Source organism: Leisingera sp. SA32 (genome assembly GCF_056033425.1).
Window position 1 is genome coordinate 263623 of the sequence record NZ_JBVYHB010000001.1, and the last position, 13767, is coordinate 277389.

Below are 13767 nucleotides of genomic sequence, written 5' to 3' on the forward strand. Positions count from 1 at the left end.
AGGAGAGCTGAATGACACGCGGTGGCGCACAGAAAGACCGGACCGACGGCAGCGAACGCAAATGCATCGCGACCGGCGAAACCGAACCCAAGCAGGGGCTCATCCGGTTTGTGATGGGGCCTGAAGGGCAGGTGGTGCCGGATGTCATGGGCAAGCTGCCGGGCCGTGGTGTCTATGTCTCTTCCAGCCGTTCGGCGCTGTCGGCGGCGGTGAAAAAGAAGCTGTTTGCCCGCAGCTTCAAATCGCAGGTGCACTTGCCTGCAAACCTGGAACAGGAGGTGGAGCGCCAAGTGGTCCGCCGCCTGATCGAACTGCTGAGCCTGGCCCGCAAATCCGGCGATGCGGTTTCCGGGTATGAAAAGGTCAAGGACTGGCTGTCCAAGGAACAGGCTCGGGTGTTGATCCAGGCCTCGGATGGCTCTGGGCGCGGAAAGTCGAAGCTGAGCACCCCTTACAAGGGTAAATTTATCGGCTGCCTCACGGCGGACGAGCTGGGAATGGCATTTGGGCGCCAAACTGTGATACATGCAGCCCTCGCCTCTGGTGGACTCAGCAAACGTGTTGTAGATGAGGCGCAGCGATTGCAAGGTTTGCGCGAAATGGTGGGCGGCAAGGGCCGCACGGAAGGATAAAGAGCTTTATGAGCGATAGTGACGGCAAAAAGACACTGGGTCTGCGTGGGAGTTCCCGTCCGGGGAACGTGAAACAGAGTTTCAGCCATGGACGGACCAAGAATGTCGTGGTGGAAACCAAGCGCAAACGCGTCGTGGTTCCCAAGCCGGGCGCAGGCAAGGGCGGCAGCGGTGCCGTGCCTGCCGGGTCCGGCGGGCGCCGGCCTGCCGGCATCAGCGATGCAGAGATGGAACGCCGCCTGAAGGCGCTGCAGGCCGCCAAGGCCCGCGAATCCGAGGAAGCCGCGCAGCGCGAAGCCGAGGAAAAGGCCCGCGCCGAAGAGCGTGAGCGCCGCCGCGCCGAAGCGGAAGCCAAGGAACGGGAACAGCGCGAAGCCGAAGAGCGTGCCCGTCAAAAGGCCGAAGACGAAGAGCGCAAGAAGCGCGAGGCCGAAGTGGCCAAGGAGCGCGCTGCCGCCGCAGCGTCTGCCCCTGCAGCGGAATCGCCCAAGGCTGCGCGCCCAGCTCCGAACAAACCTGCACCGTCCTCTGCCCCCCGCAAGGCAGATCGCGAACGCGACCAGCGCCAGAACCGCGGCAAGGGCCAGGACGACGGTCGCCGCTCGGGCAAACTGACACTGGGTCAGGCGACCGGTGGCGGCGGCAACCGTCAACGTTCGATGGCGTCGATGAAGCGCAAGCAGGAGCGCGCCCGGCAAAAAGCTATGGGTGGGCAGGTCGAACGTGAAAAGGTTATCCGTGACGTTCAGCTGCCCGAGGCCATCGTGGTGTCGGAACTGGCCAACCGGATGGCAGAGCGCGTCGGCGAGGTTGTCAAATCGCTGATGAACATGGGCATGATGGTCACGCAGAATCAGACGATCGATGCTGACACTGCCGAACTGATCATCGAAGAATTCGGCCACAAAGTGGTTCGGGTCTCCGACTCCGACGTGGAAGACGTGATCAAGGAGATCGAGGACAAGGACGAGGATCTGAAACCGCGTCCGCCGGTCATCACGATCATGGGCCACGTCGACCACGGCAAGACCTCGTTGCTGGACGCGATCCGCGATGCGCGGGTTGTCGCAGGCGAAGCCGGTGGCATTACCCAGCATATCGGCGCCTACCAGGTGACCACCGAAAGCGGCGCTGTGCTGAGCTTCCTGGATACGCCGGGCCACGCAGCCTTTACCTCGATGCGTTCGCGTGGTGCACAGGTCACCGACATCGTGGTGCTGGTTGTCGCCGCCGACGACGCGGTGATGCCGCAGACCGTCGAGGCCATCAACCACGCAAAGGCGGCCAAGGTGCCGATGATCGTGGCGATCAATAAAATCGACAAGCCGGCGGCTGACCCCACCAAGGTGCGTACCGACCTGTTGCAGCACGAAGTCGTCGTTGAGGCGATGTCGGGCGACGTGCAGGATGTGGAAGTCTCCGCTGTGACCGGCCAGGGTCTGGACGAACTGCTGGAAGCCATTGCACTGCAATCGGAAATCCTGGAGCTGAAAGCGAACCCCGATCGCGCCGCACAGGGTGCCGTGATCGAGGCGCAGCTGGACGTCGGCCGCGGCCCCGTGGCAACGGTTCTGGTGCAGACCGGTACCCTTCGCCAGGGCGATATCTTTGTTGTGGGTGAGCAGTACGGCAAGGTCCGTGCGCTGATCAACGACAAGGGCGAGCGGGTCGAAGAAGCCGGTCCCTCGGTTCCGGTCGAGGTTCTGGGTCTCAACGGTACCCCGGAAGCGGGCGATGTGCTGAACGTCACCGAGACCGAAGCCCAGGCGCGTGAAATCGCCGAGTACCGCGCCCAGGCCGCCAAGGACAAGCGCGCAGCCGCTGGTGCGGCGACAACGCTGGAACAGCTGATGCAGAAGGCCAAGGAAGACGAAAACGTCTCTGAGCTGCCGATCCTGCTGAAGGCTGACGTGCAAGGCTCCGCCGAGGCCATTGTTCAGGCGATGGAGAAGATCGGCAACGACGAAGTGCGCGTGCGCGTGCTGCACTCTGGTGTTGGTGCGATCACCGAAACCGATGTCGGCCTGGCGGAAGCCTCCGGTGCGCCGATCATGGGCTTCAACGTCCGTGCCAATGCCTCTGCCCGTAACACGGCAAACCAGAAGGGCGTGGAGATCCGCTACTACTCGGTGATCTATGACCTGGTGGACGACGTGAAGGCGGCGGCTTCTGGCCTGCTGTCCGCAGAGATCCGCGAGAACTTCATCGGTTACGCGCAGATCAAGGAAGTCTTCAAGGTCACCGGTGTTGGCAAGGTTGCCGGCTGTCTGGTCACCGAGGGCATCGCCCGCCGTTCGGCCGGTGTGCGCCTGCTGCGCGACAACGTGGTGATCCACGAGGGGACGCTGAAGACCCTGAAGCGCTTCAAGGACGAAGTGGCGGAGGTTCAGTCGGGCCAAGAATGCGGTATGGCGTTCGAAAACTACGACGATATCCGCCCCAACGACGTGATCGAAATCTTCGAGCGCGAAGAGGTAACCCGCACGCTGGACTGATCCGGTGCCCTGCGGCAGAAAATTCGGACCCTGGCAGCACTGCCGGGGTCTTTTTCTTTTCGCTGCCCGCCTCCGACAGACTTGTCCCTCGGCAACTGTGATGGCGGCAGTTTGTCGGGAATGAAAAAGGGCAGCCCCGAAGGACTGCCCTTTGTGCCTGGTTGGCGTGAGTGGCGGCTCAGGCAAATGGTGCGTTTGTGGCCTGATCCCGCGGCCCGCACCCTGTGTTCCCAGCTGTGTGGGTGCCTGTATGAAACTGCGCTGTCCGGGTTATGCCCCTGCGTCCCGGTTCCTGCGCGCCTTGGTTCTGCCTCTTGCCTTGGATGTTGCCATGTTTGCTCGTAGGTCAAATTTCGAACAAATTGGTTAACAATTGGTTCACGGCACGCGGCTTTGTTTACCCAAATGCGCCGGGCGGTGGTTCTCGCTACAGCCAATCGCGCAGAATAGGGATCAGCGGGATATCGGCTGGCGGCATCGGGTAGTCGCGCAAATCCTGCGGCCGGACCCATTTCAAAGTCTGCCCTTCCTGTGCCTGCGGGATACCCTGCCATTTGCGACAGGCAAACAGCGGCATCAACAGGTGGAAGCTTTCGTAGGAATGGCTGGCGAAGGTCAGCGGCGCCAGGCAGGAGGCCCAGGTGTCAATGCCCAGCTCTTCCTGCAATTCGCGCACCAAGGCGGCCTCAGGGGTTTCACCCGGCTCAATCTTGCCGCCGGGAAATTCCCACAGACCGGCCATGGATTTGCCTTCCGGGCGCTGCGCCAGCAGCACCCGGCCGTCAGCGTCGATCAGCGCAACAGCGGAGACCAGGACCGTTTTCATGACCGGTAATCCGCGTTGATGGAGATGTATTGATGGGTCAGATCGCAGGTCCAGACGGTTGCCGTGCCGCTGCCAAGCCCCAGATCCACCCTTACGGTGATCTCCTGCTTTTTCATTTCCGCCGCGCCCAGCTCCTCGCGGTAGCCGGGGGAAACCCAACCCTTTTCCGCCACCAGAACGTCACCAAAGTAGATCGACAGAAGATCGCGATCCGCGGCAGCACCGGATTTTCCAATTGCCATCACCACCCGGCCCCAGTTTGGATCCTCGCCGGCGATGGCGGTTTTCACCAGCGGCGAATTGGCAATTGCCAGGCCATGCACCTTTGCGTCCGCGTCCGACGCCGCTCCCGTTACTTCGATCTCGACGAACTTCGTCGCGCCCTCGCCATCGCGCACCACCTGGTGCGCCAGGTCCAGCATGACCCGCTCCAGCCCGGCCGCGAACTCCGGGTTGCCGCTGGCATCCACACCCGAGGCACCGGTTGCGCAGAGCATGAGGCTGTCGGAGGTCGAGGTATCACTGTCCACGGTGATGCAGTTGAAGGTCCGGTCGCATATCTCGGCCAGTAGCGCCTGAAGGGCGGTCTGCTCAACCCTGGCATCGGTGAAGATATAGACCAGCATCGTCGCCATGTCCGGGGCGATCATCCCGGATCCTTTGGCGATGCCGGCAATCTTGACCGTTTTTCCGCCGATCCCGACAGTGGCGCAGGCGCCTTTGGCGAAGGTGTCGGTGGTCATGATCGCCTTGGCTGCGTCCTCCAGCGCGGTCTCGTCCAGCCTGCCGTTCAGCTCGTCGATCTTTGCGACGATGCGCTCATGCGGCAGCGGCTCCCCGATGACGCCGGTGGACGCGGTAAAGATGCGGGCCGCGGGCAGGCCGGTGGCATTGGCCACAGCTGCGCTGATCTCTGCCACCGAGGTCTGGCCGTGATGGCCGGTGAAAGCATTGGAATTGCCAGAATTCACCAGGATGGCAGCGCCGGCGGTGGCGTCGCCGCCCAGTTTTTCCTGGCAATCCAGCACCGGGGCCGAGCGGGTCTTGGAGCGCGTGAACACCCCGGCAACGGAGGTGCCGGGATCCATCACCGCCAGCATCACATCGGCGCGGCCCTGGTATTTGACACCAGCGGCCGCGGCGGCAAACCGCACGCCGCCGATCGCCGGCAGATCGGGAAAGCTGGCGGGTGCCAGCGGCGATACGGGTATCTTGCTAGCCATCATCAGTTCCTAATCAGGCTCAGATCCTTGAGGATCGCGGGGTCCAGATCCTCGATCTCGGGGCGGTCAATTTCCGCAGCGGCGGTCAATTCGTTGACGCGCGCCTCGACAGCCTGCTGGCGCAGCTCATCCGCCAACTGGTCGCGGACCTCGTCGAATTCGGGGGCCTCGGTCTTGCGGCGCTCATGCAGCAGGATCACGTGCCAGCCGAACTGGGTCTGAACGGGCGCGGAGACCTCGCCGGACTTCATGGCCAGCACCGCCTCTTCGAACTCGGGCACCATGCTGCCGGTGGTGAACCAGCCCAGATCGCCGCCGTTGGGGCCGGTCGGCCCGGTGGAGCGTTCCTTGGCGAGGGTCGCGAATTCAGCGCCGGCATCGAGCTCTTTCTTGACGTCGCGCGCGTCTTCTTCGCTTTCGACCAGGATATGCGCGGCGTGGAATTCGTCGCCGCCCTCGCCGGTGGAATATTTGTCATCATAGGCTGCGCGCAGCTTGTCCTCCGTGATGGCCTTGTCCATCACCGTCTGAATCACATTTGCGGCCAACATGGCGCGTTCTTCGTTATCGACCGATAGCTGCACATATTGCGGCACGTCGCCGTGCAGCTGCTGTTTCAACGCGGTCTGCTGCACCAGCTGGTCAAGGATGGCGTTGTACAGGACGTCATCGGGCAGCTGCTTGTACTGGGCAGGCAGGTTTTCGCGGGCCATGACCATGTGGCCGATGGTGATATCCTCGCCGTTGACGGTGGCGACCACTGTCTTGGCGTGCGGTGCCGCTACGGCGGCAAGGGGCAGCGCCACACAGGCAACCAGGGTCATGCCCCGCAGAAAAGTGAGACCTTTGCGCATTGAATTCATCCTATTCCTTGGCCGCGGCGGGGCGCGGCGTTGACACTCTATACCCTGCCGCTTACATCGCTTTGAGGCCATTGGCAGGACCGTCTTTACACCATTGTTTATGGGTTGCGGACACGGGCGGCAAGCCTGCCGGATGCAAAGGCCGGACATAGGATCGCTGGAGAAAAAATGCTGGGTTTCGGAACAATCGCCAAAAAGGTTTTCGGCACGCCGAACGACCGCAAAGTCAAGGCGACACGGCCGCTGATTGCCAAGATCAACGCGCTGGAGGAGGAGTTCACGAAACTCACCGATGACGGACTGATCGCCAAGACCGAAGAGCTGCGCAAACGCGCGCTGGGAGGCGAAAGCCTGGATGCGCTGCTGCCTGAGGCCTTTGCCAACGTGCGCGAGGCGGCCAAGCGGGCGCTCGGCTTGCGCGCCTTTGACACCCAGCTTCTGGGCGGCGTGTTCCTGCATCAGGGCAATATCTCCGAGATGAAGACCGGCGAGGGCAAGACTCTGGTCGCCACCTTCCCGGCTTATCTCAACGCGCTGACCGGCAAGGGCGTGCATGTGGTCACGGTGAACGAATATCTGGCCAAGCGCGACAGCGAATGGATGGGCAAGGTGTTTGCTCAGCTGGGCATGACCACCGGGGTGATCTGGTCGGGCCAGGGCGACGCCGAGAAAATGGCCGCCTACAACAGTGATGTCACCTATGCGACCAACAATGAGCTGGGCTTTGACTATCTGCGCGACAATATGAAGCCCTCGCTGGATCAGGTGTTCCAGAAGCAGCATAACTTCGCAATTGTGGATGAGGTCGACTCGATCCTGATTGACGAGGCCCGCACCCCGCTGATCATCTCCGGTCCGGCTGAAGACCGCTCCGAGATGTATTCCACCATCGACAAGGTGATCCCGCTGCTGTCAGAGGAGCACTATGAGATCGACGAAAAGACTCGTGGCGTGACCTTCACCGAGGACGGCAACGAATACCTGGAACAGACGCTGCGCACGCATGGGATGCTGGAGGAGGGCGCCTCGCTCTATGATCCCGAAAGCACATCGGTCGTGCACCACGTGAACCAGGCGCTGCGGGCACACAAGCTGTTTCAGCGCGACAAGGACTACATCGTGCGCGATGGCGAGGTGGTGCTGATCGACGAATTTACCGGCCGTATGATGCCGGGCCGCCGCCTGTCCGAAGGGTTGCATCAGGCGATCGAGGCTAAGGAAGAGGTGCAGATCCAGCCGGAGAACACCACCCTGGCGTCGGTCACCTTCCAGAATTACTTCCGCCTATATGACAAGCTGTCGGGCATGACCGGCACCGCGATGACCGAGGCGGAGGAGTTTGCCGAAATCTATGGTCTGGGTGTGGTGGAAGTTCCCACCAACCGCCCCATCGCCCGTGCGGACGAGGACGATCAGGTGTACCGCACCGCCCGCGAGAAATACGAGGCTATGATCCGCGAAGCCAAGGTTGCGCATGAAAAGGGCCAGCCGGTTCTTCTGGGCACCACCTCGATCGAAAAATCCGAGTTGTTGAGCCAGATGCTGGAGCAGGAAGGCATTCCGCACAACGTTCTGAACGCCCGCCACCACGAACAGGAGGCGCAGATCGTCGCCGACGCCGGCCGGTTGGGTGCGGTGACCATCGCCACCAACATGGCCGGCCGCGGCACCGACATTCAGCTGGGCGGTAACGTCGAGTTGAAGGTGCTGGAGGCGCTGGCCGCGAACCCCGAAGCCGATCCGGCAGACCTGCGCGCGGCCGAGGAAGCCAAGCACGCCGAAGAAAAGCAGAAGGTTCTGGATGCGGGGGGGCTGTTTGTAATGGCCTCGGAGCGGCACGAAAGCCGCCGCATCGACAACCAGCTGCGCGGCCGCTCGGGCCGGCAGGGCGACCCTGGTCGCACCCGCTTTTACCTCAGCCTCGAAGACGATCTGATGCGCATCTTTGGCTCCGAACGGCTGGACAAGCTGTTGTCGTCGCTGGGCATGAAAGAAGGCGAGGCGATCATTCACCCTTGGGTGAACAAGTCGCTGGAGCGTGCCCAGGCCAAGGTCGAGGGCCGCAATTTCGACATGCGCAAGAACGTGCTGAAGTTTGACGACGTGATGAACGACCAGCGCAAGGTGATCTTTAATCAGCGCCGTGAAATCATGGCAGCCGAAGACCTGTCCGAGATCGTCGACGATATGCGCCACGAGGTGATCGACGACCTGCTGGACGCGCATATGCCGCCCAAGACCTACGCCGACCAGTGGGACACCGCGGGGTTGCAGGGAAAAGTGCGTGAAATGCTGTCGATCGACGCGCCGGTGGCCGAATGGGCCGCCGAGGAAGGTGTTGACGACGAGCAGATCCGCGAGCGTCTGGTCGAGGCGTCCGACAAGATGATGGCCGAGAAAGCCGAGGCCTTTGGCCCGGAAAACATGCGCAACATCGAAAAACAGGTGTTGTTGCAAACCATTGACAAAAAATGGCGCGAACACCTGCTGACGCTGGAGCATCTGCGCTCGGTTGTGGGATTCCGCGGTTATGCGCAGCGCGATCCGCTGAACGAGTATAAAAACGAGAGCTTCCAGCTGTTCGAAACCATGCTCGACTCCTTGCGCGAAGAAGTTTCGCAGCAGCTCAGCCGGGTGCGCCCGATGACTGAGGAAGAGCAACAGCAGATGCTGATGGAAATGGCGGCCCGTCAGGCCGCCATGCAGCAGGCCGCGACGCAAGGCAGCGCAGCCCAACCCGCCGCTGAACCGGTAGAGGCGCCGGCAGACGGCTTTGTCGAGGATGACCCTTCGACCTGGGGTAACCCGTCGCGCAACGACAAATGCCCCTGTGGTTCGGGCAAGAAGTTCAAGCACTGCCACGGCAAGCTGGCCTGATCCACCGCCCATAAGGCGTGCGGCGGCGTTGCGATCGGCACGCCGCCGCACCCATCTGCGCGGGCTTGATGCGCTGTGCGTGGGGACCCGGCTGGCGCAGCGATGGTCAGTTGTATCCGCCGGGTGTTTGTTTCCCGCTGCGCAACAAAAGTGACGCTTCCGCCGCATTTGGCGCAATCTCTTCTGCATGCGGCCACAAACTGGCCGGAATTTTCTGGCAGGGTCTCTTTACCACCCCGGTATAGGAGGACCCCATGCTGACCAAGAAGATGATGCGGACATCCGCTCTGACGCTGGCATGTGCCATTGGCATTGGCGCGTATATGCAGGTCTCGGCACCTCTTGCTCCGCAGGGCGACCTCGCCCCGAAAGCCGCCGGGATGGCAGCAACCGGCCCGGTACAGTTGCCGGGTGAGCCCGGACCGAGCCGACTGCAAATCGAGGACATCACCCTGACCTCCGCTCCGGCGGAAACGGCGACGGCGCCGGTGTCGACGGAACCGCCACAGCAGGCCGTGCACTGCCGCATGACGGCCAGTGCCGAGGCCGCGCCAATGGCGATGGTTGCCCTGACGGTCTCGGCGCCCTGTCAGCCGGAGGCGCGTTTGACCATCCATCACAGCGGTATCAGCTTCACCGCGCGTCTGGATCGCTCTGGCAGCTATCAGGCCTCCATTCCGGCGTTGGCGCAAACGGCTGTGTTCATCGCCGAAACCGGCAGTGGTCTTGGGGCGGTCGCCGTGGCCAAGGTGAATGATCTGGATGCGATAGACCGTGTCGTGCTGCAATGGATTGGGAATAGCGGGTTTGAAATCCATGCCCGCGAGTTCGGCGCAGCCTATGGCAGCGCGGGCCACATCTGGCATGGCGCCGCAGCGGGGTCGGGCCTGGGGCAGTTGATCCGGCTGGGAGACGACAGCCAACTGGCGCCGCGTATTGCCGAGATCTATAGCCTGCCACGCACAACCTCCGGACAGGCCAAGGCCGGCACCGTTGCGGTGACCGCGGAGGCAGAGGTCACCGGTATCAACTGTGGCCGCGATATCACCGCCCAGGCGCTACAACTGCGTGACGGACAGCTCAGCAGCCGCGATCTGGTGATGGCAATGCCCGATTGCTCGGCACAAGGCAGCTTTCTGGTGTTGAATAATCTGGTAGAAGACCTGAAAATCGCTTCCAACTGATTTGCGCTAACTTCAGGTATCCTCATGACCTTTTTTCGTGCGGCCGTTTGCGCCGCACTTTTTCTGACAGCTCTTTCCCGCGCGCTTGCGGCCCAGGACGTCACCCTGTCTTCGCCGGATGGCGCGGTGGAAATCACCGGCACGCTCTTGGGTTTCGATGGCGAATTCTACCGGGTAGAGACCCAGTTCGGTGAGCTGACGGTGGATGGCTCCGGCGTGGCTTGCGACGGGCCGGGGTGCCCCAGCCTGTCCGGCTTCGTCGCCGAAGTGACTCTGGCGGGATCCGCCACCATGTCGGAGGTGCTGTTGCCCGCGCTGGTCGAAGGCTTTGCGCTGCGCAACGGCTATCAAACCCGCCGCGAATCCTTGCCCGATGGAAATTTCAGCCAGGTTTTGCTGCGTGGCAGCAGCCCGGCAGCGCGGTTCACGTTTATCGTCAGCAACACGGACGCCGGCTTTGCTGCGCTGATTGCGGATGAGGCTGATGTCGCCATGGCCTTGCGGGAAATCCGCCCGTGGGAGCAAAAGGCGGCGCGCGCCGCGGGATTGGGGGATTTCACCGGGCCGGGCCGCAGCCGGGTGCTGGCATTGGATGCCTTTGTGCCGGTCGTCGCACCGTCAAATCCCGTGCAGCAGATCTCAGTGCCGCAGCTGGCCGCTGTCCTGTCGGGGCAGATAACCAACTGGCAGCAGCTTGGCGGACCCGATGCGCCGATCTCATTACATATGCCGGTCGCGGGATCCGGTCTGTCGCAAGCGGTGGAGGACCGGTTGATGGCGCCGACCGATGCTGCGTTTTCCGACGAAATCCAGCGCTATGACCGCAGCAGCACGCTGGTGCAGCGGGTGCTGGTGGATCCGTTTGCAATTGGCATTGCCAGCTACGCAGAAAAAGGCGCCGCCCGGATGCTGACGCTGTCCGGCCCCTGCGGCTTTTCCCTGCGTGCCAGTCGGCGCGCGGTCAAGACAGAGGACTATCCGCTGACGGTGCCTATGTTCCTGTATCTGCCTGCCCGGCGGTTGCCCAAGGTGGCGCGAGATTTTTTATCCTATGTGCGGGGTCCGGCGGCGCAGGCGGTGATACGGCGGGCCGGCTTCGTCGATCAGGCGCCGGAGCGGATACCGGTCAGCCAGCAGGGCAGCCGACTGGCCAACGCTGTTCTGGCGGCAGAGGGCGACGGGGCGCTGGCGGAGTTGCAGCGCCTGGTGGCGCAACTGCGCAGCATGCGGCGGCTGACGGTGTCCTTCCGGTTTGAGCCAGGCTCAGCCCGGCCCGATGCCCAGTCCCGCAGCAACATCGAACATTTGGCCCGCGCCCTAGAGGCTGGCGAGTATGACGCCCGAACGTTGGTCTTTGCAGGGTTTTCCGATGGTGTGGGCCCGGCGGAAGGCAACCGGAACATCGCTTTGAAACGCGCTGAGGCCGTGCGGGATGCTGTGGTCAAGGCGGCGGAGACGGCTGATTTCGGCCAAGTGGAGATCCGCACCGAGGGCTTTGGCGAGGCCTTGCCGATGGCGTGCGATGACAGCGATTGGGGGCGCCAGATCAACCGTCGGGTAGAAGTCTGGGTGAAATAGCCCGCCTACGGGTGGCTATAGATACCCCTGCGCGCGAAAGCTGAGTTCGGCAGATTTTCCGATGATCAAGTGGTCGTGCAGGGTGATGCCCAATGCGCTCAGGGCGGTCTGGATCTGGTCGGTCATGCGGATGTCGCTGTCCGATGGGGTGGGATCCCCGGACGGGTGATTGTGAACTAGGATCAATGCGCTGGTTTTCAATTCCAGTGCGCGCTTGGCAACTTCTCTGGGATAGACCGGTACGTGGTCAACGGTGCCGCGGGCCTGTTCCTCGTCAGCGATCAGAACGTTCTTGCGGTCCAGGAACAGGATGCGGAACTGTTCCGTTTCGCGGTGGGCCATGGTGGTATGGCAGTAATCCAACAGCGCGTCCCAGCTGGAGATCACCTGGCGCTGCATCACCCGTGCACGGGCCATCCGATGGGCAGCGGCCTCCAGTATCTTGAGGTCGGTAATCACCGCTTCGCCAACGCCTTTGATAGCTGACAGCCGTTCGGGTGGGGCCGTTACCACCCGGTTGAAGTCGCCAAAGCTCTCCAGAAGAAGCCGCGCGAGGGGCTTCACGTCGCGACGCGGGATCGAGCGGAACAGCACCAGCTCCAACAGTTCATAATCAGGTATCGCTGCGGCGCCACCCTGGCGGAACCGGTCGCGGAGTCGGGCGCGGTGATCCCTGATGTAGGATGGCAGCCGACCTGTGGCCAGAGGCACGGGCGGCGCTTCATCGCCGCCGGGAAACAGCGGCAAGGCGATGTCCTGAAATGCCGAATCCTGTGCCATAGGCAATGGTGGCGGCATCATGGTTTACAAAGTGTTAACACGCGCCCGTCCCAGCGCCGGAGAGGGCCATGGGCCGCAAAAGAAAAGCGCCCCGGAGGGCGCTTTTGACGGTGTTCTATTGGGGCCACGCCTGGGCTTAGCCTTTCATCCCGTCCCAGAAGCTCTTCACCGAGGAAAAGAAGCTGCGGGATTCGGGGTTGGTGGCGTCCTCGGAGATGTCTTCGAACTCCCGCAGAAGTTCCTTCTGCCGCGCCGTGAGGCTGACCGGCGTTTCCACCGCCAGCTCAATGAACATGTCCCCGGTGCCGCCGCCGCGCAGGGCAGGCATGCCCTTGCCGCGCAGGCGCATCTGGCGGCCGGATTGGCTGCCCTCGGGGATTTGCACCCGACCGCGGCCACCGTCAATGGTCGGCACCTCGATCGAGCCACCAAGGGCTGCCTTTGCCATGCTGACCGGCACCCGGCAATAAAGATTGTTGCCGTCCCGTTCGAACAGTGCGTGCGGGGACACTTCGACAAAGATGTAAAGATCGCCCGGCGGTCCGCCGCGCAGGCCCGCTTCGCCTTCCCCGGCAAGACGGATGCGCGTGCCGGTTTCAACCCCTGCGGGGATGTTCACCGAAAGTGAGCGGTCCTTTTCGACCCGGCCATGGCCGTGGCAGCTCTTGCACGGGTTCTTGATGATCTGGCCCAGGCCCGAGCAGGTCGGGCAGGTGCGTTCAACGGTGAAGAACCCCTGCTGCGCGCGCACCTTGCCCATGCCCGAGCAGGTCGGACAGGTGGTGGGTTCAACACCACCCTCGGCGCCAGTGCCCTCGCAGGCGGTGCAGGCCACGGACGTGGGCACCTTGATGGTCTTGTGCAGGCCGCCAAAGGCATCCTCGAGCGAGATCCGCAGATTGTAGCGCAGATCCGCCCCGCGGGAGGCTCGCTGCCGCCCGCCGCCGCCGCCCCGTTGACCGCCCATGAAGTCGCCGAACAGGTCGTCGAACACGTCGGAGAATGCGGAGGAGAAGTCGCCGCCGCCAAACCCCTGGCCCTGGCCGCCACGCTGACCCGCACCGGTGCCGTTCTCAAAGGCCGCATGGCCGAAACGGTCATAGGCGGCTTTCTTCTCCGGGTCCTTCAGGACGTCATAGGCCTCGTTGGCCTCCTTGAACTGCGCCTCGGCGTCCGGATTGTCGGAGTTTCGGTCGGGATGCAGCTCTTTGGCCTTCTTGCGAAAGCCCTTTTTGATTTCGTCTGCAGTGGCGCCTTTGGCGACACCCAGAACGTCGTAATAGTCGCGTTTTGACATCGGATATCCCCA

General features: G+C 62.8%; 10 protein-coding genes. 5 read left to right on the forward strand and 5 right to left on the reverse strand.

What is annotated here, in order from left to right; translation table 11 throughout:
* Positions 1–11: 11 nt before the first annotated feature.
* The gene (locus AC0IPL_RS01325) at positions 12–632 is read left to right on the forward strand and encodes an RNA-binding protein (protein WP_474271435.1); all 621 of its coding nucleotides are present in this window, start codon (positions 12–14) and stop codon (positions 630–632) included.
* A gap of 8 nt (positions 633–640) precedes the next feature.
* The gene (infB, locus tag AC0IPL_RS01330) at positions 641–3127 is read left to right on the forward strand and encodes a translation initiation factor IF-2 (RefSeq protein ID WP_474271437.1); all 2487 of its coding nucleotides are present in this window, start codon (positions 641–643) and stop codon (positions 3125–3127) included.
* A 427-nt stretch (positions 3128–3554) separates the two neighbouring features.
* Here the strand turns inward: infB and mutT are convergent, their stop codons facing one another.
* Genes mutT through AC0IPL_RS01345 form a run of 3 tightly spaced genes read right to left on the reverse strand, consistent with a single transcriptional unit; the run spans position 3555 to position 6030 of the window.
* On the reverse strand, positions 3555–3953 hold the full coding sequence (gene mutT / locus AC0IPL_RS01335; protein ID WP_474271440.1) for an 8-oxo-dGTP diphosphatase MutT: 399 nt from the start codon (positions 3951–3953) through the stop codon (positions 3555–3557).
* Complete coding sequence (gene argJ / locus AC0IPL_RS01340; RefSeq protein ID WP_474271442.1) at positions 3950–5176, reverse strand: bifunctional glutamate N-acetyltransferase/amino-acid acetyltransferase ArgJ; 1227 nt, start codon at positions 5174–5176, stop codon at positions 3950–3952. Before argJ ends, mutT begins: the two co-directional genes overlap by 4 nt.
* 2 nt (positions 5177–5178) lie before the next feature.
* A complete protein-coding gene (locus tag AC0IPL_RS01345; protein ID WP_474271444.1) occupies positions 5179–6030 on the reverse strand; it encodes a peptidylprolyl isomerase in 852 nt (283 codons plus the stop codon).
* Between the two features lie 177 nt (positions 6031–6207).
* Between AC0IPL_RS01345 and secA the strand changes: the two genes are divergently transcribed.
* The 3 genes from secA (at position 6208) to AC0IPL_RS01360 (ending at position 11678) form a co-directional block, all read left to right on the forward strand.
* The gene (gene secA / locus AC0IPL_RS01350; protein ID WP_474271445.1) at positions 6208–8916 is read left to right on the forward strand and encodes a preprotein translocase subunit SecA; all 2709 of its coding nucleotides are present in this window, start codon (positions 6208–6210) and stop codon (positions 8914–8916) included.
* A 254-nt stretch (positions 8917–9170) separates the two neighbouring features.
* Positions 9171–10100, forward strand: a complete 930-nt coding sequence (locus AC0IPL_RS01355) for a hypothetical protein (RefSeq protein ID WP_474271446.1) — start codon at positions 9171–9173, stop codon at positions 10098–10100.
* Positions 10101–10124: 24 nt separating this feature from the next.
* Positions 10125–11678, forward strand: a complete 1554-nt coding sequence (locus tag AC0IPL_RS01360) for a phosphate ABC transporter substrate-binding/OmpA family protein (RefSeq protein WP_474271449.1) — start codon at positions 10125–10127, stop codon at positions 11676–11678.
* 15 nt (positions 11679–11693) lie between these two features.
* Here the strand turns inward: AC0IPL_RS01360 and radC are convergent, their stop codons facing one another.
* The gene (gene radC, locus AC0IPL_RS01365; protein ID WP_474271451.1) at positions 11694–12458 is read right to left on the reverse strand and encodes a RadC family protein; all 765 of its coding nucleotides are present in this window, start codon (positions 12456–12458) and stop codon (positions 11694–11696) included.
* A 136-nt stretch (positions 12459–12594) separates the two neighbouring features.
* Complete coding sequence (gene dnaJ, locus AC0IPL_RS01370) at positions 12595–13755, reverse strand: molecular chaperone DnaJ (protein ID WP_474271453.1); 1161 nt, start codon at positions 13753–13755, stop codon at positions 12595–12597.
* Between the last annotated feature and the right edge of the window lie 12 nt (positions 13756–13767).